Raw genomic sequence first — 23,905 nt, forward strand, 5'->3', positions numbered from 1 at the left:
GCGGATCTAACCACGAAGGGCGAACTCAGTTCCCGCACACAAGCGCAGCCGGCACGATCTTTGCCAGGAAACGACGCATGACGAATTCATCTCTAACCACAATCGCCGGGAAGCCGCTTCAGCAGGACACCCAGTCCTGCTGGTCGTGCGGGGCATCGTTCCAGGATCCTCGTGCCGCGCACTTCTGCGAATCCTGCGGCAAGGTGCAGCCTCCGGTTCCGGTCGACTATTTTTCTTTCCTCGGACTCGCACCCAAGCTCAACTTGGAAGTCCCCAGCCTGGAGAAAAGCTTCTACGAACTGAGCCGCCGCCTTCATCCCGATCTGAACGCGCGCGCCGGAAGCCAGGAACAAGAATGGAGCCTGGAACAAAGCTCCCTGCTCAACGACGCCTATCGCACACTGCGCGACCCAATCAAGCGCACCGAATACCTGCTGCACCTCGAAGGCGTCGAGTTGGAAGAACAATCAAAAAGCGCCACCGAGCAGGCCCGGGCCACTGGAGAAATCAAGAAGCAGATTGTCCCGCCAGATCTGCTCGAAGAAGTCTTCGAACTGAACATGCAGCTCGAAGAACTTCGCATGCAGAAGAAAATGGGCGAGGACGACCCCGCGCTGCTTGAAGAAATTGGCAAAGCAAAATTGGCTCTAGAAGCGAAGCATGAAGCCCTCTTGCACGAACTCAAAGCAGGGTGGAAGGTTTGGGACAATCTGGTCGATCGCGGCGACGCCACGTCCGAAGAACGCGCGCAAGCGACCGCCAGGATGGTAGATGTATTGAACCGCCGCAATTACATTCGGAACTTGGTCAGAGATGTGAATGCGGCACTGGAAGAAAATTGAGAAATTGGGGAATTTAGTAATTGAGTAACTAAAGTCAGTTGTTCAATTACAAAATTACTCAATTACTAAATTACACAATCGATATGGATCGCATCGTCGGCATCGACCTCGGCACCACGAACTCGCTAGTCGCGTTCATGCAGGGGGACACGCCTGTCGTCATCCCTAACGATGACGGCTTGAATCTGCTGCCATCGGTCGTCGCACTCGACGCCAACAACCAGCCCGTCGTCGGCAACGCCGCCCGCAAGTCGCTCATCGAAACGCCGGAGCGCGCCGTCTACTCCATCAAACGTCTCATGGGACGCGGCATTGAAGATATTCAGGAAGAACTCAAGCTCTTCCCTTTCCGCCTCGCCGAAGACCTTCAACCCGGCGAAGTTCTCCGCATCAGACTTGGCGAAAAGAAGCTCGGCGACAAGACGTTCACTCCGCCAGAAATCTCTGCTCTCATTCTTCGTCAGCTCAAGCGCAGCGCCGAACGTTTCTTCGGCAGTCCCGTGAGCAAAGCCGTTATCACCGTTCCCGCCTATTTCAACGACGCCCAGCGCCAGGCCACCAAAGATGCCGGACGCATCGCGGGCCTCGAAGTCCTGCGCTTGGTCAACGAGCCCACCGCCGCATCACTCGCCTATGGCCTCGACAAAAAGCAGAACGGCATCGTCGCCGTTTACGATCTCGGCGGCGGCACGTTCGACATCTCGATCCTCAAACTGCACGACGGCATCTTCGAAGTCATCGCTACCAACGGCGACACGCATCTCGGCGGCGACGACATCGACAATCTGTTGATCACGATCGCACTCGATGACATCAAAGGCGATCTCGGTCTCGACCTTCGTCGCAACGCCGAAGCCGTGCAGGCAATCCGCAAAGCCGTCATCGAAGCCAAGATCGCGCTGTCGTCCGAGTCGTCAATCAAGCTCGATATCGAACTTCCCGGCGGCCAGCGCTACCAGCGCGAAATTACGCGGGAGCAGTACGAACAACTCATTCAGCCAATCATCGATCGCACCGTCGGGCCCTGCAAGCAGGCCATGAAAGATGCGAACCTCAAACCGGAGCAGATCGACGAAGTCGTGCTTGTCGGCGGTTCCACGCGCATCCCGAAAGTTCGTGCGCTCGTGAAAGAAATATTTCACCGCGAACCGCACCTCGACTTGAATCCCGACGAAGTCGTTGCACTCGGCGCAGCCGTGCAAGCCAACATTCTTGGCGGCGGCTCCGAAGCCACCGAAAACATGCTGCTGCTCGACGTGACTCCGCTTTCGCTCGGCATTGAAGTTGCCGGTGGCGTTACCGACAAAATCATTCTGCGAAACTCAACCATCCCGGCTTCGGCAACGCAGTTCTACACCACGCAGATCGACGGCCAAGCGAACGTTGCGATCCACGTCTTGCAAGGCGAACGCGAACTCGCTACCGACTGCCGTTCGCTGGCGCGCTTCGATCTGAAAGGCATTCCGCCGATGGCTGCGGGCATTCCTCGCGTCGAAGTCAAGTTTCTCATCGACGCCAACGGCATTCTGCACGTCTCCGCGCGCGAGCAGCGCAGCGGCAAAGAGGCCGAGATTCAAGTGCAGCCAAGCTACGGCCTGACCGACGAACAGGTCGAAGGCATGATTCTCGATTCCTTCGACAACGCAGAAGAAGATTTCCGCCGCCGCCAGGTCATCGAAGCGCGCGCCGAAACCCAGACAATCCTCGCCGCTCTCGAAAAAGGCAAAAAGGGCGCAGCCTGGGCGCAACTCACTACTGACGAGAAAAAACAAATCGCCAAGATGGAAAAAGCGCTGGCCGCGGTCAACAAAGAAGACGACTATCAGGCAATCCGCAAAGCCATCGACGCGCTGAATCAAGGCACGATGCGCCTCGCAGAACTGATGATGGACACCGCCGTCTCATCAGCGCTGAAAGGCAAAAACATGAACGAGGCCGACTTGGGCGAAGGCCCAACCGCCCCGCATCCCATGGCAAAAGCAGAATTTGAGTAGCGCCGGCGTCCCGCCGGCTGTAGCGAGGGCGTCTCGCCCGAGCCGCTGGAAGATCAGCGAAGCTAGAAAGTTTTCTAGAAGGTTATTGAGGAGTAGCAAGTATGGCAGAAGAAAAAACGCACGCAGCCGGCGTCGCCACCGAAGACGCCCCCGGCGAAAACACAGTCACGGTAACATTCTTGCCCGAAGGCAAGACCGTGCAATTCGAAAACGGCAAGCTGCCGTACGAATATCACGGCAAAGAGCAGTCGATCCTCGATGTCGCGCTGAACAACAACATCACCCTCGACCACGCCTGCGGCGGCAATTGCGCCTGCACCACCTGCCACGTCTGGGTCAAGGAAGGCGCCGAAAATCTTTCGCCCATGGACGACGACGAGGCCGACCGGTTGGACATGGCTGCCGATCTCCAGTTAAACTCGCGTCTCGGCTGCCAGGCGCAGATTACCAAGCCCGGCAAAGTGGTCGTCGAGATTCCCGCGTGGAATCGCAACTATATTTCGGAAGAACACCACTAGGAGGAAGGTTTCAAACTTTCGAAGGTCGCAATGTTTCAGGGCAGCAGAGCCATTCGGCCGAGCGATCTTGAAACCTTGAAACTCCGAAACCTTGAAACTTTGTCACTACATGGCAAAGAAATTAACATGGGACGACGCCCAGGACATCGGCATTGCCCTCTCTGAAACTCATCCCGAACTCGATCCGCTGTCCGTCCGCTTCACCGACCTGCACCGCTACATCACCGAACTCCCAGATTTCGCGGGCGATCCCAAAGCCTCGAACGAAGGCAAACTGGAAGCAATTCAGATGGCCTGGAACGAAGAAGTGCAGGATCGTACCCAAGGCTGAGACTCTCAACAGTTTCAGCACGGGTCTGAGTTGGCCTCTAGACGTCGACGACCTATGCAGATACACAGTCGCAAGAAACGATTCGCGCAGCAAAAAGCAGAGACGATGACCGCTACGGAGCAACTGATGAAGCGAGTCGTGGAGCGCACGGTGGACCCATACGAAGGCTATCTGCAAATCTGCGGCATATTCCAGCGACAGGCACACTTGCAGATTCCCGAACTGCGCGCCTTCGTGCGAATCGATGGCATTGACCCTAACTGGTCAGTATCGGTCACGCCTGAACTGCGCAACACTATTGCCCAAAGGGCAGAAGCGTTCCTAGCTATGCGAAGGGAGCCACGCTCTACAAGTTAAGCGAGCACCGAGTCATTAGTTGGCGAACGATCGCCGTTACACTCAGCACACTCGTCTCTGCGCTGGCGATCAGGATTACATCTATTTCCCCGCGTCCGCCCGTTTCTTATAGAACTTTTGCAGCGTATAGAACGCGAGCTTGCGCTGTCCACGATTCGAAATCAGTCCCTTGCGATTATGATAATCCTGCACGCCGGGCAGCATGCGCGCGGGACTTCGAAAATCCATCAGCACCCACGGCGTTAGCCCCGCGATATTCGGCATGCGCTCCACCATGGCAAGCTGATGCTGAAACAAATTCTCCTGATACTCCTCCGTCCAGATTTCATCCGCGTCGCCGTGGCGTCCAAACGGCGCGCCCGCGCCAAATTCGCTGACGATCAGCGGCTTGTTCCATTTCAATTTCCATTGCGTCTTGTCGATATTTTCCAGCGGACCATCGTACCACCCTAAATACTCGTTCAACCCGAGCACATCCAGCGCCTCGCCAAACGAATCGCTAAGAGTTCGAACCGACCCGGCATTATCCGTGCGGTTCAAGGCCGAGGTAATGAGCCGCGTGGAATCGAGTTCTCTCGCATCCTGCGCCAGCCGTTTCAGAAAAGTCGTGCGCTCCGGCTTCACCGGAGTCTCATTCGACATCGACCACAAGATCACGGCCGCGCGATTACGATCGCGCGCAATCATGTCACGCAGTTGCGTCTCCGCATTCGCCAGCGTCGCGGGATTGGTCCAGTCAATATCCCAATAAACCGGAATCTCCGACCACACCATCAGCCCCATGCGATCGGCCAGCCGAATTTCATTCTCGCTGTGCGGATAATGCGCGAAGCGCACGAAGTTGCATCCCAAATCTTTCACCCACCCCAGCAAAGTCTGCGCATCTTCCGGACTGAAGGCGCGCCCTTCGCGAAACGGCGCCTCCTCATGCATCGAAATGCCGCGCAAGAAAATAGGCTTGCCATTCAGCAGAATATTGCCGCCCTGCACCTCAATCGTCCGAAAGCCGATCTGATCGTGAACCGTGTCGCCGCCGCCAGTGAGGATCACATCGTAAAGTTTGGGATGATTCGGAGACCACAAATCCAGCTTCGCGGCAAAATGAAATACGGCGCGGCCTGATGCGTCTGTCGTAACAGTCTCGCGAACTCCCGCCTCCGAAATCTCTACCGTGACTTTCTGCGGCGACGACGCGCCATTCAACTGCACCCACCCCGCAATCTCGCTTTGCGAACCTTTGGCCAGTTGCACGGAATAGTCTTGAATAAACTCCGTCGGCACTTCGACCAGCATCACATCGCGCGTAATCCCGCCGTAATTCCACCAATCGAACTTGAGCGCAGGCACGGCATCGGCGCTCCGAACATTGCTCACCTCAACAATGAGATCGTTGTCGCCATCGTGCAGAAGCGAAGTCGCCTCAAAGTTGAACGGCGTGAACCCACCTTCATGATCGCCCAGCTTTTCTCCATTCAGATAAATGCTGGCCATATCTTCGACGGCGCCGAAGTAGACAAATACCCGCGTATTCGCGCGTTTGTGATAACGAAACTCGCGCCGATACCACACCGGCCCTTCGTAAAACATCAAGTCGTCGCGCTGCGTGTTCCAATCTCCAGGAACGTTGAGCACGGGCGACAGATCGAAACTATATTCGACACGTTCGCCCTTACTCTTCGCCTTGGCATCGAGAAAAAATCGGCCCGACTTGCCGTTATCAAATGGGTCCACAATGGCGTGCCACGCCCCGTCAAGGCTCACAGTCGTGCGGTTCGCCGCATTCGCGATCAGCGTGGATGGAGCAGGCGCAGCATAAGCGGATCCCGCCAGCAGCAGCAACAGCGAGCAGCGTTTGATCATAACCAGCATCAGAGCACCTCGAACCCGCAACCAGATTTTACAAGTTCGTGACAATTCGGCCCGACGACTCCACTTATGCTGCCTGCATGAAGGCCCGTGCCAACTCATAGACCTTCTCTCTCTCCGGCCCAATTGCGAAGGGCACGGCCCGCAAGCCGTGCCCTCTTTTTCTGATTTTCTCTTTTTCTGATCCAGACGTTCTGATCCAGACGCTTTCCGATCTGATCCCGAGTCCCGCGGCTATCCCACCGTCACCGGCGCCGGTTCCTCCACATTCGCCTCGCGCAGAAACTTCGCAGCCTCTTCCGGCGGCGTGGGATTGATATAAAAACCGGTGCCCCACTCGAATCCCGCGGTCTTGGTCAGCTTCGGCATGAACTCGATGTGCCAGTGATAATGATCGTTTTGCGAATCCTGCGCCGGAGAAGTGTGAATCACCAGGTTGTACGGCGGATTGTCCAGCACGCGATCGGCGCGGCCCAGCAGCTCTTTCAGTGATCGCGCCAGATTCTCAAACATGTGCGACGAAGAGTTCTCGAACGCCGACTCGTGCTGCTTGGGCAGAATCCAGGTTTCAAAGGGAAAGCGCGGGGCGTACGGCGCCAGCGTCAGGAAATTTTCGTTCTCGGCGACAACTCGCGTCGCGCTCTCCATCTCCTGGTGGATGATGTCGCAGAATACGCAGCGTTCTTTATACAAGAAATATTGCTTCGCTCCTTCGAGCTCCTGCACCACGTTGATGGGCAGAATGGGCAGCGCAATCAGCTGCGAGTGCGCATGTTCGAGCGACGCGCCCGCGGCCTCGCCGTGATTTTTGAAGATCAGGATGTACTTGAAGCGCCGATCTTTTTTCAGATCGAGGATGCGGTCGCGAAACGTCCACAGCACATCTTCAATTCGTTTGGGAGGCAGAGTCGCCAGGCTGGCCGAGTGGTCGGGCGTCTCGATGATGACTTCATGCGCCCCAATCCCATTCATGCGGTCGAACATGCCCTCGGCCTGGCGGTTGAGCGTGCCCTCAATGCCTAGCGCGGGAAATTTGTTGGGCACGACGCGCACCGTCCATCCCGGCGTGTCGCGCTGCGGAGGCGGCCCGCCGTTCGGGTTCGGACGATACGCCTGAATCTCCGGCGGGGTCTTCGTCTCGTTGCCGTAGCAGAAGGGACAAAATCCCCCCTTGATCTTCATATTCTCGCGGACGAAGTCCGTCGGCCGCTTGGCCCGGTCCGTCGAGATAATCACCCAACGCCCCACAATCGGATCTTTTCTCAGCTCAGGCAATACAGAATCCTTTCAACATGCTTCGGTCCAACAAGCCCGGCTCGACAGGCTCAGCCAGACTCGATCGGGCAAAATCGTTATTTTACGCCCTCCGGAGCTACCTCGACAACTTTTAGAGCAGCGATGTCATCCTGAACGGAGCCGTTTTTCAGGCGAAGTGAAGGATCTCGGACTCCACCGGCTCGTCGCGCGAGCCCAAGGCGCCGCTCCTATTTCGCAATCACCATTACCTCGACAACGAAGCATTGCGAAACACTTCGATCTGCGGACGCCCGCTCACACCCGCGTAGTATACGCTCACGATGTCGAATCTCCACTGGCACGTAGGTGGCTGGCGCCGCAGGTATTCCCGCGCCACCTGCGCGATCTCGCGCCGCTTGTGCCGGTCGACGGCCGCCTCGGCAGGCTTCACGTCGAGCGCCACATCCCCGTGGAATGTCCGCGTCTTCACTTCAATGAAGCAAAGAACATCGTGGTCCCACCCGATCAGATCGATCTCCCCCCGGCACCGCGGCGTACGAAAGTTCCGCGCCACAATGGCATAGCCCAGCTTGCGAAGATGAAAGTAAGCATCTTCCTCCCCGCGCGACCCAGTACGCTGATGCCGCGGCCGCGGGTCCGCAGGAAGCACACGGGCAGCCAGCCAATCGAGCCCGTGGATGATGGTACGGGTGAGGGCGGTGGGGAGCATGTCAGCGTGGGATCAGATGAAGATAGGGCGGGATATTCATATCTAAAGTTTTAAAAATGTTTTTGGCTAAAATATTGGTTCTATTAAGGTTAGCTGGCTTTGCGCGGAGCGCGAGGGTGCAGTCTATCGCGCCCGGACTGAGGTTGCAGTTGAGGCTCGTGGAACCGTTGGGCATAGTTCCAAGGTGGCACGTTCAGATTTCTCAGTAAAGGCCGTTCGTCACAGGAATGAAATAAGGGCTGTGGAAAACCTGAGCTCATGACGATCTTCCTACCGTCCGATTCTCTGCGCGATTGGCATCCAAGAGCTTCGATGCAACAGCTTCGGGATTCTCGATTTGGGTGATTCCGCGAGATATCTGATTTCTCAGGTCGATCAGCGCGTCTGTGCGGTCTTCGCCTTTTGCGCTGCGCGCGTCGATCGTCGCCAGTTCGTCTTCTGATGAGCGAATCAATGCCTGTAATTTTGAGGATTTCTGCTGAGCTTGCTCGGCGTCTACATCAGGTCGATACTGCTGCTTTACTAGCGAAGCGATTAAGACGAGCACGCCGAAAATCCCGACCGTCTTGGGCGGAAGGGCCTCCTGGACAAACGAGCTTGCCAGAACCCCCCCGATTACAACCTGAGCGAACGTCAGTGAGCCAGACAGAATGCGAGAGACCTTCGCTGAACTCTCCTCTTGTGCCATAGCAGTTTTGGCATCGTTCAGTCGAATTACCACGTGGCCACGAGCGACGGAGTGGGACTCGGTCGCGCTATCTCGAGTTTTCCATGCTTTGTCAACCCGTCCTTCGGCGGCGCCTGAACGTTTCACTCCTGCATCAGATTTCCGCAGCGCCCCCCACGCTGGGGCCATCTTCTGGATTGTCAGCGCCTCCACAAAGCTTAGTAGCACCTTCCTTAGAATTGTCGCTGCGGCAGCGACCAGCGTTACAGCCACCGCAAGCGCCTCTGCGTGTTGATTGAGGTACAAAAACAGATATTTTATGGCCAAGAGGTGTTACTCCTCTGAGAGGGGAAGGTGCTCGTATGGTGTGTCGGCATCTCGTAACCTTCGGATGTCAACCTTTTCTTGCGCGAGCTTTAGGCGGCCAGCGTTTCTTACTGTTGAGGCGTTTGGTAAGTTGCTTCTCGATTTCGCGGGGAATAACTATTGTGAGTTCCAAACGCTTCCCGTAAAAGTGGATCTTGACCTCGGCCTTCCCTGCCTTCATGTGGCTTACTTTTTTCGCGGTCCTAGCCATTGTGCCCCTCCAAGTGATTAGCGAAAGGAAAAGGGTCCTGCGGCGTTAGCCGCGGGACCCCCTCCCGGACGGGGTTCTTTGTACACCTTGGGTCGGGGGAATGCAAAGGGCACTGGGGTGGGGGCGCGGGGCACGAGTGGGCTATGGGAGATCAAAATCCCCACGTCTCGCAAAGGACGCGAGAGATGGGGCACCCGGGTACCCCCGAATATTTTCTCGGAACATTCCTCGGATCTAGTTTCCGAGCCGAAAACGCCTCAAGTTTTTTTCCCGGTGCCGCGCGATAATCCCACTCCTCCGCGCATCTAATGTGCATAATCCTTCGCTCTTTGAGAACAAAATACCCCAAGTCCTTTCGATGGAATATTTTGCCCCTAAGTTATTCCAGCTCTAGGATCTTTTCTGAGTTTCACGCCAAAGCGATGATTCCAATAGATCGCGGGCAAGGAGGGGGGAGGGGGAGGGGTATTAAAGTTGAGCGTCCGAGGGGGCGCCGACGAGAACCAGCCGAGCGTTGCTCGGCCCGGACGGACGAATGCGTCCGTCCCCACACAAATAAAACACACGAACAAGAGCAAGAGAAAAAGCAGATTCCTCGCTCCGGTCGGAATGACAAGCAAGAAAAACGGGCAGGACCAATGGCCCGCCCGTTTGGACTTCATCAAGGAATTTGCCTACGTGCTTCGGTCTACTTTCCTGATGCACTCTTCGAGCACGTCGACCGCAACGTCTGCCTCTTCTTTGGTCACGACCAGCGCGGGGCAGATTCTTACTGTGCTGGGGCCGCAGCCCAGGAAGAGGACTCCGTGTTCGAAGGCCTGCTCGACGATGCGGTCGCGTTCGACGGCGGCGTATTCTTTCGTGACTTTGTCTTTCACGATGTCGACGCCGATCATCAGGCCGCGGCCGCGAACGTCGCCGACCAGCTTGAGTTTCGTTGGCCAGTCCGCCATGCGTTTCAGCATGTGATTGCCGACTTCGGTGGAGTTGGCGAGCAGGTTCTCTTTTTCGATTACATCCAGAGTCGCCATGGCCGCGGCAATGCAGATGGGATTGCCGCCGAAGGTGGAGGCGTGCGAGCCGGGGACCCAGTCCATGAGTTCGGCTCGGGTCATGGTGATGCCGAGCGGCATGCCGGAGGCGATGCCTTTGGCGATGCAGACCATGTCGGGCTCGACGCCGGTGTGCTCGACGGCGAACCATTTGCCGGTGCGTCCGATGCCGCTTTGCACTTCGTCGACCACCAGCAGGATGCCGTGGCGGTCGCAGATGCGGCGCAGTTCCTGCATGAAGATGGTGGGAGCGACGACGTATCCGCCTTCGCCCTGGACGGGCTCGACGAAGATGGCGGCGACCTCTTCGGGAGCGAGAATCGTCTTGAAAAGCTTTTCTTCGATGAAGCGCGCGCAGCTTAGCGCGAAGTCGTCGGGGGATTGCGAGCTTCCACTTCGATAAGCGTCGCTGCGGTAGACGTCTGGATAGCGAATGTGCGTCACGCCGGGGACGAGGGGGCTGAAACGGCGCTTCTGCTGCGGCTTGGAGGCGGTCAAGGAGAGCGCGCCCATGGTGCGTCCGTGAAACGCGCCGAAGAAAGCGATCACGTTCTGGCGCTTGGTGTGGTAGCGGGCCAGCTTGAGCGCGCACTCGATGGCTTCGGCGCCGGAGTTGCCGTAATAAATGCGATGCGGGCCGGGCATGGGCGCGATCTTCGAGAGGCGCGCGGCGAGTGTGACCATGCTCTCGTAATAGAAATCCGTGCCCGACATGTGGATGAGTTCGGCGGCCTGTTTCTGAATGGCGGCGACAACGTCCGGATGGCAATGGCCGGTGGAGGTCACCGCGATGCCGGCTGAGAAGTCGAAGAACTCGTTGCTGTCGACGTCGGTGACGACGATGCCGCGTCCGGACTTGGCGACGAGTGGGTACGAGCGGGTGTAGGACGGCGAAATATATTGCTGGTCGCCGGCGAGCACGCGCTGGGCGTTGGGGCCGGGCAGGGCGGTCTTGATCTTTGGCCCGACAGTTGCGCGGTTGGCGGCGGGCGATGTTGCGGGCTTTGTTGCCGTCATGGTTTTTGTGGTCATGGAATCCTCCGGGGACGGTCGTTCGTCGTTGGTCGTTGGCCGAGTCATGCACGCGTGCGTGCAGAATTCGCCAACCGGGTAGGAATAGGAGGATTGGGAAATTAGTCGCTACCGAAGAGGCTGGGACGGAGGCGCGAGGGAAGATTCGCACGATAACGGCGCGGACACACCAGACAGTGCAACCAGCATTCGGCGGACTGGGCATGAGGCAGGTGCGGATTGGAGTTTCTGCGCAGCATCGGCGGACGTCGACATCACTGATTGATTATAGCTCGTAGGAATGTGCGGCGTAACCCCTTTGGTAACGAATCGACGTGAGTTATGTGGGGAGAGCCGCCCTCGGCTGTCCCGCGTGGTGAGAGCAGTCTAGCTTCGCTCGACCGGACAGCCGAGGTCGGCTGTCCCCACATGAATCTTTAATCTTTCGCAGCTGCCATTTTTGACTTCCCACGGCACAGGTCTTAGCATGGCTCGACCACATAGCTCGACCGCATCGGAAGGCCTCCTTGCTCGAACAGAACATTTCGCATTACCGGATTGTCGAGAAGCTGGGCGGCGGCGGGATGGGTGTGGTCTATAAGGCCGAGGACACGCGACTCGGGCGTTTCGTGGCGCTCAAGTTTCTTCCCGACGATCTGGCGCAGGATCGGCAGGCGCTGGAGCGGTTTCGGCGCGAGGCCAAGGCGGCGTCGGCGCTGAATCATCCCAACATCTGCACCATTTATGACATTGGCGAAGAAGATGGGCGCACGTTTCTCGTCATGGAGTTTCTGGACGGCGCGACGTTGAAGCACGTGATCGGCAACCGGGCGATGGAGTTGGAGACGATTCTTTCGCTGGGGATTGAGATTGCCGACGCCCTGGATGCGGCGCACGCGGGTGGGATTGTTCATCGCGATATCAAGCCGGCAAATATTTTTGTTACCAAGCGCGGGCACGCAAAGATTCTCGACTTTGGATTGGCCAAAGTGAAGGCGGGGCCGGGCGATTCGGCCGCGGTACCGGACGTTACTGCGCCAACCAGCGTGGTGGTCGACGAGCATTTGACTAGTCCCGGTTCCACGCTCGGGACGGTCGCGTATATGTCTCCGGAGCAAGCGAAGGGAAAGGAACTTGACGCACGCACAGATTTGTTCTCTTTTGGCGTGGTGCTTTACGAAATGGCGACTGGAACGTTGCCCTTTCGCGGCGAGACTTCGGCGCTGATTTTTCAGGCGATTCTCGACCGCGCGCCGGTTTCGCCCGTGCGGTTGAATCCGGATTTGCCACAGCACTTGGAAGACATCATCAATAAGGCGCTGGAGAAGGATCGCAATCTGAGGTACCAGAGCGCGGCGGACATTCGCGCCGATTTGCAGCGGTTGAAGCGCGATACGGATAGCGGACGCGCGGTGGCGCACAGTTCGGGGTCGGTGGCGGTGGCGCAGGAAGCGCATGCGCAGGCTGCGGCGAGCGGTTCGTCGTCAGTGAATGTGCGTCCAGTTCCGGCTTCGGCTTCTTCGCAGCAGGCGGTTGCATCTTCGGCGGAGCTGAGAGCGGCCGGCGCGCCGAAGAAGTCTTCGAAGCTGTTGATTGGCGTATTGGCCCTGCTGGTCGCTTTGCTGATCGGTGGCGTATTGTTTTTCCGGTCGCGGCAATCGGCGAAGCTTACTGAGAAAGACTCCGTGCTGCTCGCCGACTTCGTCAATACTACTGGCGATTCCGTTTTTGATGGCACGCTGAAGCAAGCGCTGGCGGTGCAACTGGAGCAGTCGCCATATCTCAACATCGTTCCGGAATCCAGGATTCGCGCGGCGTTGCGGCTGATGGGGCGTGCTCCGGATGAACGCCTTACCAACGATGTTGCGCGCGAAATCTGCCAGCGGCAGGGGATTAAGGCGATGCTGACCGGGTCCATTGCCAGCCTTGGCAATCACTTCGTCATCGATCTGGCGGTTGTGAACGGTCAAACCGGAGACGCGCTGGCGCGCGAGCAGGCGGAGGCCGACAGCAAGGAAGAAGTTTTGAAGGCGCTCGACAAAGCTGCGTCGAATCTGCGGCAGAAGATGGGCGAGTCGCTGGCTTCGGTACAGCAATTCACCAAGCCGCTGGAGCAGGCGACGACTTCGTCGTTGGAGGCGTTGCAGGCCTTCAGTCTCGGCCAGGCCGAACATCAAAAAGTCAACGAGGAGGGCGCTGTTCCACACCTGAAGCGGGCGGTGGAACTGGATCCGAATTTTGCCATGGCCTGGGCTACCTTGGGAGTCACTTCCAACAACCTCGGCCGGATTACCGATGCCATCGCCGCACTCACGAAGGCTAACGAATTGCGCGAGCGCGCCAGCGAGCGCGAGAAGTTTTACATTCAAGCACACTACTACGACACGGTGCTGTTGGACTTTGACAAGACTTTGGTTACCTACGCGGAGTGGAAACAAACCTATCCCCGCGACACGGTCGCCTACGATAATGCGGCGTTAATTTATAGCACCATAGGGCAGTACGATAAGGCGAGGGATATGGCGAGCCAAAGTGTGCAAATTGATCCTAAAGATCGCTACGCCTATGCGAATCTGGCCTCTGCCTACCTCGGGCTGAATCGGTTTGACGAAGCGAAAAGCATTGTCGATCAGGCCTCGTCACAGAAACTGGATAGTTTCGGCACACTTATAGTGGCAATGAACCTGGCCGCTATTCGAGGAGATTGGGCCGGTTACAACCATGAAATTGAATCGACTCGAGGCACCCCCAACGAGTCGTTTACGTTGTTCTGGGAAGCAAATGGGCAGTGCGTTCTGGGAAAGGTAAAGGCATCGCGCCAGACCTGGCAACAAGCCCGCGCGGAGATGCTGGCTAGCGGAGACAAAGATTTTGCCGCCACATTATTCAACATTGAGGCGTACAACGAGGCATTGGTGGGATATCCGGCGGATGCGAAACGCAAAGCGGAGCAGGCGCTGGAACTTTCGCAGGCTCGCGACGTGCGGATGTTTGCGGCGGGCGCTCTGGCCGCGGCAGGGGATGTGACCAAGTCCGCTTCGCTTCTGGCCGAAGTGGTCCACGAGTATCCCGACAACCGGTTTCTGAAATTAGAGTTGGGGCCCATGGTGCAGGCAGAGCAGTTTCTGCAAAAGAATCAGCCTGCCGATGCGATCTCAGTGCTGGAGTCGACGCGACCGTATGAATTCGGGATCGGACCAAACGGAGTTGGGGACGGGCCAGCGTACTTACGTGGGATTGCATATCTGAAGCTGAAGGATGGGGTAAAAGCCGCGGCCGAGTTTCAGCATATTCTTGATCATCGGGGGGTCGGAGCCAATGACCCGGAGTATCCGTTGTCGCGGCTGAATCTGGGGCGCGCTTACGCTCTTCAGGGCGACACGGCCAAGGCACGGACCGCGTATCAGGATTTCTTTGCGGCATGGAAAGATGCTGACGCGGATGTGCCGGTGCTGGTGGCGGCGAAGGCGGAGTATGAGAAGTTGAAGTAGGCTTGCGGTCTCTGCAGACATCCACGCTTAGACGAGTTGAGTAGCGCCGCCGTCCCGGCGGCTGTCCGGCGGGCGTTCCGCCCGCCGCGCTGAAAGCTGGAGTTACTCCGGCGCGTCTGGGAGATGCCTCGACACTCTGTGGCTTTCCGACGCCGAGGGCGAGACGCCCTCGGGACAGCCGGCAGGATGCCGGCGCTACGTTGGCGCCGGGCTTCGCTCCTGGCTTGGACAGCCGAAGCGGCTGTCCCTACATGGTTCGTGCTGGGTCTCGGAGTTCTGAATCCAGAACATCTACCCGCTCGTCTGATATCTTTTAACTTCCTCCATTTCTCACGACAATGAATTCTGCTCAGCGCCCACGCCGGTGGATGGTGATTCTTGCCTTTGGACTCGTGTATCTGTTCTGGGGCTCGACTTACCTTGCGATCGACATTGCGGTGCAGACGATTCCTCCGGCGCTGATGTGCGCGGTGCGGTTTTCGATTGCGGGCGTGGTGATGCTCGCGGTGTGCGCGGCGACGGGGCGGCGGATTTTTTATTCGCCCAAACAGATTGCGCTGGCGGCGATAGTGGGATTGCTGCTGTTGATGGGCGGGAATCTTACGCTCTCTTATGCAGAGCTGGTGGTGTCGTCGGGACTGGCGGCGTTGATTGTCGCCATTACGCCGCTGTGGTTTCTGGTGCTGGACTCGTTGCTGCTGGGCGACCATCACATTTCAAATCGCGGCAAAGCGGGGCTCGCGCTGGGAATATTGGGATTGTTTGTGCTGGTGTGGCCGCAGTTGCAATCGGGGACGATGGGGCGGCGGGAATTGTGGGCGTCGATCAGCCTGATTGCCGGATCATTCACTTGGGCGCTCGGGTCGGTGCTGTCGAAGCGCTGGCAGTCGGGGATGGACGTATTCAGCGCGACGGGGTGGCAAGTTACGGCGGCGGGAGCGGGGAATTTTATTTTTGCGTTATTCGCAGGCGACCTTGCACGGGTGCGCTGGACTCCGCGGAGTCTGAGCGCCACGTTTTATCTGGTGGTGTGCGGGTCGTGGATTGGGTACACGGCCTACATCTGGCTGCTGGAGCATGTGCCTACGTCGAAGGTTTCAACGTATGCGTATGTGAATCCGGTAGTGGCGGTGTTTCTGGGGTGGCTGATTCTGCATGAACGCGTGGATCGCTTCATTCTGGGGGGAAGCGCGATCGTGGTGCTGTCGGTGATTCTCGTTACGAGCGCGAAGGTGAAGGCGAAGAGTGTGGGGGAGGAGCTGCCGGCGGTGGAAGCGGCGGGATAGAGCGGGCGTCGGGCGTTTGGGTGTCCACCTGAGAACTATGCATCCACCGAAGAGTCGGTGACGATGGCTGATGATGCAACTCGGCTTTCGCGCCGCGACCGTTAAGCAGGAGATCCTTCCCCTTCGACTGCGCTCAGGCTGAAGAACGGCTCCGCTCAGGGTAACAACCGCGTCGCTTGTGGTCCAAGGTCCGACGCCTGACGCCCGCTACTTCGATCCTTCTTCTTCCTCCTCGGCATCGTTCACCAAATCCACTACGTGTCCTCGGATGGCGAAGGTTTGCTTGGCGACGCCGGCGGGCTCGAAGCTGACTCTCGCGGGCGCTCGTTGCCAGGTAGGACTGGGGCAGGAGGAGTCGGGTGGGGCATCTTCGGGTGTCGGGTCGTTGGTGCGGGAGTTCTCGGAGAGCAGCTTCTTTAGAACCGGCTTGCGGCGGCTGAGTTGGGCTACGATGGCGTAGGTTTTCTTGCTATCGTCGTCCACGCCGCAATAGGCGACGTAGTCGCGGTACCAACTGGCGGCGGAGTGGTAGACATCGAACTCCGGAAGATTGATGGGAGAGATGCGGCCGGTGGAGCGATCGATGAGCAGCCAGCCTCCGCGCTGCCATTGCCAATGGGGCGCGGAATCGTCGGGGAGGCTGTCGTTCACGCGAAAGGCGCGGCGCACTACGAACAGGCGGTCAGTCACGTCGTGGGGCGAGCCGAGGACGAATTCTTTGGCGCGGCCATCGACGAGCAAGGCGCGGATCTTGATGGTAAGGGGCTTGTCGTTTGAGGAGGATCCCGAAAACCACTGCACGGAGGTCCACTTGCCGAAGGCGATGACGTGGATTTTCGTCGCCGCTTGCGCAGCACATGCCGCCAGCAAGCTCCAGATTATCCAGCGAGCGAGGCCGGTCGATATTCGCTGAAACTGAGATCTATCCATTCGCACTTTATTCATTCCCATTGATTCGCCTTAGTCGCATAACGCGAGAGTAGGCATACAGGAGAGGCGAACGCAAGGTTTCTCGTCACCGCACGTGCGGCGCTTGTGCCAAAGTGGGAATAGCCGAGTACCAGAAAGGGTGTTAGTGTTCAACGAGCTGGCTTAAGCCCGCGGCGAAATTTGCGAGATCGGGGTAGAATCAGAAAATCCGCAGGCGGTTTTTTGGTTTATTATCTCGCCTGACTCTGCACGCTTTCGCGACGGGAAGGGCGGACAACTTCGACCGGGGGAAGCGCTTCTTATCAGTAGGGGCAATCTTTAGATGGGCGATCTTTTACCAAGACGACGTGCGCCGCGAATTCTGGTAGTCGACGATCAGCCGAGCATTGCCGGGCTGATGAGCCAGTTACTCGGGATGCGTGGATACGACGTGACTACCGCGTCGAATGCCGACCAGGCGGAGCTCGAGGTGGGGCGGCAACTGCCGGACCTGATTCTCTCGGATGTGATGATGCCGGGGAGGTCGGGTTACGATCTTTGCCGCAGCTTGAAAGAAAATCCGGCGACCCGGCTGATTCCTTTTGTGCTGATTACCGGACTGAGCGACAGCAGTGATAAGGTGCGCGGCATTGAAGCCGGCGCGGACGATTTTCTGAACAAGCCGGTGCTGGCGGAAGAACTCGTGGCGCGGGTGAAGTCCCTGCTGCGGGTGAAAGAATTTACTGACGAACTGGAGACCGCGGACTCCGTGTTGTGCACGCTGGGGTTGATCGTGGAGGGCCGCGACCCCTATACCGAGGGGCATTGTGAGCGGCTGTCGGTGCACGCAGCGGATTTGGGCCGGCATCTTGGGATGGATGAAGATTCCATCCTGGCATTGAAGCGCGGCGGGTATTTGCATGACCTGGGGAAGATTGCAGTGCCGGATGAAATTCTGAAAAAAGGCAGCGACCTCACGCCGGCGGAATGGCTGATCATGAAACTGCATCCCATTACCGGCGAGAATATCTGCAAGCCGCTGCATTCGCTGCGGCCGGTGCTGCCGATTATCCGGAACCATCATGAGCATACGGATGGATCGGGTTATCCGGACGGGCTCGTCGGTTCGGAGATTCCCGTGTTGCCGCGGGTGTTGCAAGTGGTAGATGTGTATGACGCGCTGCGCACGGCGCGTTCTTACAAGCCGGCGCTGACTCATGAACTGGCGTCCCAAACCATGCGCGAGGAAGCGGCGCGGGGACTTTGGGACGAGGAGTTGGTGGCGGAGTATTTCTCGATGTTGGAGCAGAAGCGGCAAGTGGCGTAGGGGCGGCGCCTGCCGGCCACCATCGCGATTGATACTTCAATAACTCTTTAACCCTTCCCGCATCAACTCTTCAACCCTTCCCGCATCTGGGCGGGAACTGGCGCGCCACTCCGCTGATTCCGCCGCCCACCACGACGCAATTATTAGATTTCGACCGGTCTCGATCTGCTCACGGGCGGGCTCTCAAACAAACCGTCGCGAATCTGGCGCCCGGCGTTAGTGTTGCCATTGGAAATAGATTTAAGGTTGATCGTGCGGATTATAAACGCCGCGGCGCAGACCGTCCGCAACCTTATCCCTTGTGCTACCATCTACTGTTTTTGCATCTACCGTCTGGAAGGTAAGATTCCGGTGGCTGCACCGCCGGAACGGAATCTGAGGGGCCGGAATGAAAGATACTCTCGGGGTTCTTTTGGCAGGCGGCGCCGGGGAACGATTGTATCCTCTGACTCGCGACCGGGCTAAGCCGGCGGTCACCTTTGGCGGCATCTACCGCATCATCGACATCACTCTCTCGAACTGCCTGAACTCCGACCTCCGCCGCGTCTACATTCTTACGCAATACAAGGCTCTCTCCCTCAACCGCCACATTCGCGAGGGCTGGAACATCCTGGGCCGCGAGGTCGGCGAGTTTGTCGAGGTGCTGCCTCCGATGAAGCGCGTCAGCGACCAGTGGTATCAGGGCACCGCCGACGCCGTTTACCAGAATATTTATTCCATCGGCTCCGAGCAACCCAAGCACGTCATGATTCTTTCCGGCGACCATATCTACAAGATGGACTACGGAAAGATGATGAAGCAGCATCAGGATTCGGCTGCCGATATCACCCTTGCCACCATCCAGATCGATCTGGAGGAGACCTATCGCTTCGGGGTGGTCGATGTCGACAAGGACGGCCGCATCAACGGCTTTGAGGAAAAGCCGAAGACGACGGCTCTGCGCTCGCCGCTGAATCCAGAAAAAGTGGCAGGATCGATGGGCATCTATCTATTCAACGCCGACGTGCTCATTCCGGTGCTGCTCAAAGACGCCGAAAATCATCAGTCCAGCCACGACTTCGGCAAAGATATTCTCCCGAAAATGGTCGACGACTACCGCGTCTTCGCCTACGACTTCGTCGACGAAAACAAGAAAGAAGCGCTCTACTGGCGCGATGTGGGCACGCTCGAGGCCTATTACGAAGCCAACATGGACATCGTCTCGGTCTCGCCCATCTTCAACCTCTACGACGAAGAGTGGCCGATCCGCACACACCAGCGGCAGTATCCTCCCGCGAAATTCGTTTTCGCCGAAATCGGACGCACCGGCACCGCGCTCGATTCCATCGTCTCCAATGGATGCATCGTCTCCGGCGGCAGCGTGAAAAATTCCATCCTCTCGCCCGACGTGCGCGTTAATTCCTACTCCGAAGTCGACGATTGCATCCTGTTTTCCCACGTCAGCGTGGGCCGGCGCTGCCGAATCCGCAAAGCCATCCTCGACCGCGACGTCCACATTCCCGAAGGCACCACTATCGGCTACGACGCCGAGGCCGACCGCCAACGCTACTTCGTTACCGAGAGCGGCATCACCGTGGTCACCCGCGATTATTCCCTCTTCGAGAATCCGGTGACGGTCGATTACTTCACCAGCGAATAACTGCCCACGGCGACGCAGGGTGCTTAACGCCACCTTCTCAATGGGTTATCCCTTCCATGCTTGCACAAAGTCACTCTCAATCTGGTCCACAACCGATTGCTTTTCAGGACGAGCAAGAGCGACGTATTGCGCGATGGCCAGTACGAACATGCAGTGAGCTGTGGAGAGCGCCATGTCGACGAACTGCTCTGACGGAGCGAGGTCTACATCTAATACTCCAGGCTGCGGGTCCGCCTGCGACATCACGCCACTGATATTCGCATGAGTGATGTTGGAAGCCAGTTCGTAAAAGGAAAGGTAATACTCCTCAAGACCGAGGTCCGAGCACAATTGTGAGAGATGTCTCTTGCTCCAACGACCGCGCACTTTGCCGTTAGCCATGAATCTCGGCGAGACGCGTGCGTATCCCCGTTTGATAGATTCGATGACTTCTGGTGTCACGTTCTTCATGTGGGCGGGAGCGTGCTTCTCGATGTACCGATGTCTCTTCATTCCAACGATAAAGTGGAAGTCGAAATAATCATCGAACTCATCAGGATGCTTTTTGAGATAGGCGACTGTCACAGCCGCCTCGAACATCGTGCGTGCGACCTTTATCGCATCGATTCCGTATCCGTTCATTGCTAAAAGAAGCACCGCCCCGACTGAATTCGCAACCATTTTCGCTAGATGGCGACAAACCTTATGAATCGGTTCTGAGTGAGCCACTGAGAAGAGATCGTCAATAGTCGGTCCTAGATTTCGTGTCACGAAGAAAAAACTCTTGTGCTTTTCCAACACAACTGGCCAGAAGTCGGGGTACCCAACCTGAATCGCCGTCATCGGTGGTGTGTTCATTTTTCACCTCGTCCATTTCCAATAGAGTACACTCTTCGCCTTTGATTCGCCACAGTTTGTATGCTAGTCTTTCCACGTAACCGCAAGGTGCCAGATGAGCCAAGCATCATTCACCGTGAGGGGCAATCCAGTCGGACGAGTTCGACTGGAAGCGACCGACATCATTGGCACCGGCAGCCCGGCAAATCCACAACTCATCCTGCCGCTGAAGTTTCAGCTCTCACCATTCGGCCCATCGACATGCACGCTCCTGAGAATGAGCGTTAAGATTTACGTCGGAAATGAACACCATCCCGTGGCAACCGCCGAGCATCCACCTCTATCGGAAGATTCGATGCCGAATGCGTCTGATCGCCCTCTCAATCTGCTTGTGCCACTGACACTAACCCAGATAAAGCACATTGAGGACATTCGCAGTGGAAGCAATTTGTCCTTGAGAATCGTGCTCTCCGGATTGGTCTCGCTGAAACAAATGAATGAATTCGAACGGTGGGAGGAAGTTAGCCTTCACGTCTCGATTCCCTACTCGCATTGGATTGAGACCGGGTTGAATGCGTGGGGTTTGTCTGACTTGAGATTACTCGAAATCAAATTTCCAGGTGAGAGCCGAAAAGAGATGGTGACGGCTCGTGCGAGATTGGACAAGGCTGAAGAACTTTACCGAGCCGGCGACTACCCACATGTGCTGTCCCAGTTGCGTTCTGCCTTTGATGCAGTGGCAGAGGCGTACTCGCAAAAAGGCCCAAGTAGAGAGACTTGGGAAAAGCTATTGACCCACACTCACACGGATGTCCGAAGCAGGCTGCTGGGCTCATTCACTGCCTTTCGAGACTTCCTCCAACTCGGCCCTCACGAGCCGATACCGACACCTCAGACTCCGGTTCCCATTTCTCAACAGGACGCTCGATTCGGGCTTGTTGTCGCTCACGCGATATTCGAGTATTTCTCATCAGAGAGTTGGCCGGGGATATAAGTTCACATGGTGGGGTAAGTCCTCTAGGGTTACTTCTGTAGTTACCATGCACCAATATTGATGCACCATTAATCCCCCCGTAACATTCCACTGTCAGAATGGGGGAATGGATCTGCACGTGTACAACACGCTGATCCTCTCCGACCTGCACCTGGGTGCAGAGACCAGTCATGCCCGTGAAGCTACCCGGGTGCTCAAGCAAAACCGCTTCCAGCGCCTGATTCTGCTGGGCGACATTTTTGCCGACCTCAATTTTGCCCGTCTCACCAAAGACCACTGGAAATTTCTCGGCTATATCCGCAAGCTCTCGAACCCCAAGCGCAACATCGAAGTCGTGTGGGTGGAGGGCAATCACGATCACGGCCTGGCCAACATCATGTCGCATCTGGTCGGGGTTCGCGTCTATCAGGATTACAGCTGGGAATACCGCGGCCAGCGGCACATTGCCATCCACGGCCATCAGTTCGATGGCTTTCAGGTGAACCGCGTCCGCCTCAGCCAGTGGGGCACATCACTTTATCTGCAACTGCAGAAGCTCGATTTCAAGAGCAAACCGATCGTGCGCATGATCGACCGTCTGAACACGCGCTGGTTGCGGATGTCGCCGAAAGTGGCCTCCGGCGCGCTCAGCTATGCGCGGCAACATGGCACAGATCGCATTTTCTGCGGCCACACCCACGAAGCGATCCATCTGCAAAAAGACGGAGTCGACTACTACAACTCCGGCGGGTGGGTCGATTCGCGGCTTACTTATCTGACCATCGACGAAACGGGGGTCGAAATCCATGTCTACAACGAAGATGAGTACAACGAACACGAATCCAACCAGCATGAATCCGAACGACTTGACGATCGTGATTCCGGCGAAGAACGAGGCGAAGCTGATCCCGCGTTTGCTGACCTCGCTGACGACTCAGGACTATACGAAGATGTCGAGTACGAGGGTGTTAGTGGCTGACGCTAACTCGACCGACGGTACCCCCGAGATCGTCATGAGTTTCCGCGACCGCCTCAACGTCAGCGTCATCCGCGGCGGCATGCCCTCGGTCGGACGCAACCAGGGAGCCGCGCAAGCCGACACTCCCTACGTGCTCTTTCTGGACGCGGACGTTGAGCTAGCCGACCCGTCGCTGGTGCGCCGCTGCGTGGAACGCGCGCAGAGCCAGCAGTTGCAGTGCGTGACCACGAACATTTTGTGCAAAGATTGCAGCTGGCTCGACAAGGCCTTCTATACGGTCAACGATTTTTTTCAGTACCTCTCGTACCTGCACCGTCCCTTTGCGACTGGTATGTTCATGTTCTTCGACCGTAAGAAGTTCTGGGAGCTGGGCGGATTCAATGAGCAGATTCTGTTCGCGGAAGACTACCGCCTGAGCCAGCAAGTCGAGCGCAAGCATTTCGCCATCGTACGTGGCGGCGTCTACACCACCAATCGCCGCTTAAAAAAGATGGGGCACTTGCAGGTCGGGTGGTTGTTCCTGTGGACCGTCATGAATTTCTGGAATGAGGACTACTTTCTGCGCGATCACAAATATTGGGCGACAGAAGCCGATAGCTCTCCTCGCGCGTAGTTAGTTTTCGACGTTTTGCTGCGCGATGTTTCTCCGTGGCGACAAGTAACAGGATTCAGCCAACCAGCTGAATCCTGTTTTTGCTTCGATCCTGGAACCCGCTTTTGTTTCGTGGTGAGAAAGTACAATCAGAAATGCACCGCAATCCCCGTCGAGATGCGCACATTGTTTTGCGTGGTCCCGAAGAAGCGCGTTGCCACATAGTCTCCCTGAAGACGCCATGACACCAGACGAATCAGGCTGTAATCGACGCCTCCCCCGATCGCAGTGGCAAACGACGTGTCCGAGCCTGCCGCGTTCGCATTCACATGTCCCAGTCCCACCAGCACTTCTGCGAATGGACGAATCTTGCCCACTCGCGCCGACACCCGCGGTCCGAATAAGATGTTCCGTTCAGTAAAGTTGGCATTAAAGGTTGCGGGACAGATACCCCCGGGGCACAAATTAACTGGAAAATTCTGCGAGCCGTAATTCTCGTTGTAGTCAACGACGATCCCGATGTGCGGAAATACTTTTCCCTCCAATGATGCTTCCCATCCGTTGGTGTTCGCTCGATCAATCGAAGACAAATCGGTATTATAAAATGCGTATCCCAAATAGACGTTCCCCGAAGTGGGAACCTGGGCTGCCGCCAGACTGGCAAATCCCGCCAACATAAATGCGATGATTATCGCCTTGCGCATGACCTTCC

Annotated in this window: 20 protein-coding genes; 12 read left to right on the forward strand and 8 right to left on the reverse strand. The window is 57.1% G+C overall.

Features of this window, described 5'->3' with window-relative positions:
* Nucleotides 1-77 precede the first annotated feature (77 nt).
* The 5 genes from hscB to VGM18_12925 all read left to right on the forward strand — a co-directional run bounded on the left by hscB (nucleotide 78) and on the right by VGM18_12925 (nucleotide 4,042).
* Nucleotides 78-842 carry a Fe-S protein assembly co-chaperone HscB gene (hscB, locus tag VGM18_12905; protein HEY3973897.1) on the forward strand — a complete coding sequence of 255 codons (765 nt, stop codon included), beginning with the start codon at nucleotides 78-80 and terminating at the stop codon, nucleotides 840-842.
* Nucleotides 843-925: 83 nt separating this feature from the next.
* Nucleotides 926-2,836: a Fe-S protein assembly chaperone HscA gene (gene hscA, locus VGM18_12910; GenBank protein HEY3973898.1), complete on the forward strand. Its 1,911-nt coding sequence runs from the start codon at nucleotides 926-928 to the stop codon at nucleotides 2,834-2,836.
* 101 nt (nucleotides 2,837-2,937) lie between these two features.
* Nucleotides 2,938-3,354, forward strand: coding sequence for a 2Fe-2S iron-sulfur cluster-binding protein (locus tag VGM18_12915; GenBank protein ID HEY3973899.1), 417 nt, complete (start codon nucleotides 2,938-2,940; stop codon nucleotides 3,352-3,354).
* A 109-nt stretch (nucleotides 3,355-3,463) separates the two neighbouring features.
* Complete coding sequence (gene iscX / locus VGM18_12920; protein HEY3973900.1) at nucleotides 3,464-3,685, forward strand: Fe-S cluster assembly protein IscX; 222 nt, start codon at nucleotides 3,464-3,466, stop codon at nucleotides 3,683-3,685.
* A gap of 54 nt (nucleotides 3,686-3,739) precedes the next feature.
* Nucleotides 3,740-4,042 (forward strand): hypothetical protein, encoded by a 303-nt coding sequence (locus VGM18_12925; GenBank protein ID HEY3973901.1) that lies wholly within the window; start codon nucleotides 3,740-3,742, stop codon nucleotides 4,040-4,042.
* Between the two features lie 81 nt (nucleotides 4,043-4,123).
* Here the strand turns inward: VGM18_12925 and VGM18_12930 are convergent, their stop codons facing one another.
* The 5 genes from VGM18_12930 to VGM18_12950 all read right to left on the reverse strand — a co-directional run bounded on the left by VGM18_12930 (nucleotide 4,124) and on the right by VGM18_12950 (nucleotide 11,202).
* The gene (locus VGM18_12930) at nucleotides 4,124-5,911 is read right to left on the reverse strand and encodes a glycoside hydrolase family 2 TIM barrel-domain containing protein (GenBank protein ID HEY3973902.1); all 1,788 of its coding nucleotides are present in this window, start codon (nucleotides 5,909-5,911) and stop codon (nucleotides 4,124-4,126) included.
* A gap of 231 nt (nucleotides 5,912-6,142) precedes the next feature.
* Nucleotides 6,143-7,183 carry a galactose-1-phosphate uridylyltransferase gene (gene galT, locus VGM18_12935; protein HEY3973903.1) on the reverse strand — a complete coding sequence of 347 codons (1,041 nt, stop codon included), beginning with the start codon at nucleotides 7,181-7,183 and terminating at the stop codon, nucleotides 6,143-6,145.
* Between the two features lie 226 nt (nucleotides 7,184-7,409).
* On the reverse strand, nucleotides 7,410-7,874 hold the full coding sequence (locus VGM18_12940) for a YraN family protein (GenBank protein HEY3973904.1): 465 nt from the start codon (nucleotides 7,872-7,874) through the stop codon (nucleotides 7,410-7,412).
* A gap of 256 nt (nucleotides 7,875-8,130) precedes the next feature.
* Nucleotides 8,131-8,868: a hypothetical protein gene (locus tag VGM18_12945; protein HEY3973905.1), complete on the reverse strand. Its 738-nt coding sequence runs from the start codon at nucleotides 8,866-8,868 to the stop codon at nucleotides 8,131-8,133.
* Nucleotides 8,869-9,792: 924 nt separating this feature from the next.
* The gene (locus VGM18_12950) at nucleotides 9,793-11,202 is read right to left on the reverse strand and encodes an acetyl ornithine aminotransferase family protein (GenBank protein HEY3973906.1); all 1,410 of its coding nucleotides are present in this window, start codon (nucleotides 11,200-11,202) and stop codon (nucleotides 9,793-9,795) included.
* 506 nt (nucleotides 11,203-11,708) lie between these two features.
* Here VGM18_12950 and VGM18_12955 point away from each other — a divergent pair.
* Nucleotides 11,709-14,672, forward strand: a complete 2,964-nt coding sequence (locus VGM18_12955; GenBank protein ID HEY3973907.1) for a protein kinase — start codon at nucleotides 11,709-11,711, stop codon at nucleotides 14,670-14,672.
* A gap of 338 nt (nucleotides 14,673-15,010) precedes the next feature.
* Complete coding sequence (locus VGM18_12960) at nucleotides 15,011-15,958, forward strand: EamA family transporter (protein ID HEY3973908.1); 948 nt, start codon at nucleotides 15,011-15,013, stop codon at nucleotides 15,956-15,958.
* Nucleotides 15,959-16,165: 207 nt separating this feature from the next.
* Here the strand turns inward: VGM18_12960 and VGM18_12965 are convergent, their stop codons facing one another.
* On the reverse strand, nucleotides 16,166-16,888 hold the full coding sequence (locus VGM18_12965; GenBank protein HEY3973909.1) for a hypothetical protein: 723 nt from the start codon (nucleotides 16,886-16,888) through the stop codon (nucleotides 16,166-16,168).
* A gap of 322 nt (nucleotides 16,889-17,210) precedes the next feature.
* Here VGM18_12965 and VGM18_12970 point away from each other — a divergent pair, with 322 nt between their 5' ends.
* Both VGM18_12970 and glgC read left to right on the forward strand, forming a co-directional pair.
* On the forward strand, nucleotides 17,211-18,194 hold the full coding sequence (locus tag VGM18_12970) for an HD domain-containing phosphohydrolase (GenBank protein HEY3973910.1): 984 nt from the start codon (nucleotides 17,211-17,213) through the stop codon (nucleotides 18,192-18,194).
* A 388-nt stretch (nucleotides 18,195-18,582) separates the two neighbouring features.
* Nucleotides 18,583-19,833: a glucose-1-phosphate adenylyltransferase gene (glgC, locus tag VGM18_12975; GenBank protein ID HEY3973911.1), complete on the forward strand. Its 1,251-nt coding sequence runs from the start codon at nucleotides 18,583-18,585 to the stop codon at nucleotides 19,831-19,833.
* A gap of 45 nt (nucleotides 19,834-19,878) precedes the next feature.
* On the opposite strand, the gene VGM18_12980 is transcribed toward glgC, so the two are convergent.
* The gene (locus tag VGM18_12980; GenBank protein ID HEY3973912.1) at nucleotides 19,879-20,670 is read right to left on the reverse strand and encodes a DUF5677 domain-containing protein; all 792 of its coding nucleotides are present in this window, start codon (nucleotides 20,668-20,670) and stop codon (nucleotides 19,879-19,881) included.
* 94 nt (nucleotides 20,671-20,764) lie between these two features.
* Here VGM18_12980 and VGM18_12985 point away from each other — a divergent pair, with 94 nt between their 5' ends.
* From VGM18_12985 to VGM18_12995, 3 genes are all read left to right on the forward strand, one after another.
* Nucleotides 20,765-21,643, forward strand: a complete 879-nt coding sequence (locus VGM18_12985) for a hypothetical protein (GenBank protein ID HEY3973913.1) — start codon at nucleotides 20,765-20,767, stop codon at nucleotides 21,641-21,643.
* A 106-nt stretch (nucleotides 21,644-21,749) separates the two neighbouring features.
* Nucleotides 21,750-22,601, forward strand: coding sequence for a UDP-2,3-diacylglucosamine diphosphatase (locus VGM18_12990; protein ID HEY3973914.1), 852 nt, complete (start codon nucleotides 21,750-21,752; stop codon nucleotides 22,599-22,601).
* Nucleotides 22,498-23,214 carry a glycosyltransferase family 2 protein gene (locus VGM18_12995; GenBank protein HEY3973915.1) on the forward strand — a complete coding sequence of 239 codons (717 nt, stop codon included), beginning with the start codon at nucleotides 22,498-22,500 and terminating at the stop codon, nucleotides 23,212-23,214. Before VGM18_12990 ends, VGM18_12995 begins: the two co-directional genes overlap by 104 nt.
* 128 nt (nucleotides 23,215-23,342) lie before the next feature.
* Here VGM18_12995 and VGM18_13000 read toward each other — a convergent pair whose 3' ends face one another.
* Nucleotides 23,343-23,897 (reverse strand): outer membrane beta-barrel protein, encoded by a 555-nt coding sequence (locus VGM18_13000; protein HEY3973916.1) that lies wholly within the window; start codon nucleotides 23,895-23,897, stop codon nucleotides 23,343-23,345.
* Nucleotides 23,898-23,905 lie beyond the last annotated feature (8 nt).

The organism is Candidatus Sulfotelmatobacter sp., assembly GCA_036500765.1.
Lineage (GTDB): Bacteria > Acidobacteriota > Terriglobia > Terriglobales > Acidobacteriaceae > Sulfotelmatobacter.

Excerpts from the sequence above, each read along its gene's own strand:
- hscB (HEY3973897.1), top strand. The coding sequence starts at position 78 with ATGACGAATTCATCTCTAACCACAATCGCCGGGAAGCCGCTTCAGCAG.
- hscA (HEY3973898.1), top strand. The coding sequence starts at position 926 with ATGGATCGCATCGTCGGCATCGACCTCGGCACCACGAACTCGCTAGTC.
- VGM18_12915 (HEY3973899.1), top strand. The coding sequence starts at position 2,938 with ATGGCAGAAGAAAAAACGCACGCAGCCGGCGTCGCCACCGAAGACGCC.
- iscX (HEY3973900.1), top strand. The coding sequence starts at position 3,464 with ATGGCAAAGAAATTAACATGGGACGACGCCCAGGACATCGGCATTGCC.
- VGM18_12925 (HEY3973901.1), top strand. The coding sequence starts at position 3,740 with ATGCAGATACACAGTCGCAAGAAACGATTCGCGCAGCAAAAAGCAGAG.
- VGM18_12930 (HEY3973902.1), bottom strand. The coding sequence starts at position 5,911 with ATGCTGGTTATGATCAAACGCTGCTCGCTGTTGCTGCTGCTGGCGGGA.
- VGM18_12940 (HEY3973904.1), bottom strand. The coding sequence starts at position 7,874 with ATGCTCCCCACCGCCCTCACCCGTACCATCATCCACGGGCTCGATTGG.
- VGM18_12950 (HEY3973906.1), bottom strand. The coding sequence starts at position 11,202 with ATGACCACAAAAACCATGACGGCAACAAAGCCCGCAACATCGCCCGCC.
- VGM18_12960 (HEY3973908.1), top strand. The coding sequence starts at position 15,011 with ATGAATTCTGCTCAGCGCCCACGCCGGTGGATGGTGATTCTTGCCTTT.
- VGM18_12965 (HEY3973909.1), bottom strand. The coding sequence starts at position 16,888 with ATGGATAGATCTCAGTTTCAGCGAATATCGACCGGCCTCGCTCGCTGG.
- VGM18_12970 (HEY3973910.1), top strand. The coding sequence starts at position 17,211 with ATGGGCGATCTTTTACCAAGACGACGTGCGCCGCGAATTCTGGTAGTC.
- glgC (HEY3973911.1), top strand. The coding sequence starts at position 18,583 with ATGAAAGATACTCTCGGGGTTCTTTTGGCAGGCGGCGCCGGGGAACGA.
- VGM18_12980 (HEY3973912.1), bottom strand. The coding sequence starts at position 20,670 with ATGAACACACCACCGATGACGGCGATTCAGGTTGGGTACCCCGACTTC.
- VGM18_12985 (HEY3973913.1), top strand. The coding sequence starts at position 20,765 with ATGAGCCAAGCATCATTCACCGTGAGGGGCAATCCAGTCGGACGAGTT.
- VGM18_12990 (HEY3973914.1), top strand. The coding sequence starts at position 21,750 with ATGGATCTGCACGTGTACAACACGCTGATCCTCTCCGACCTGCACCTG.
- VGM18_13000 (HEY3973916.1), bottom strand. The coding sequence starts at position 23,897 with ATGCGCAAGGCGATAATCATCGCATTTATGTTGGCGGGATTTGCCAGT.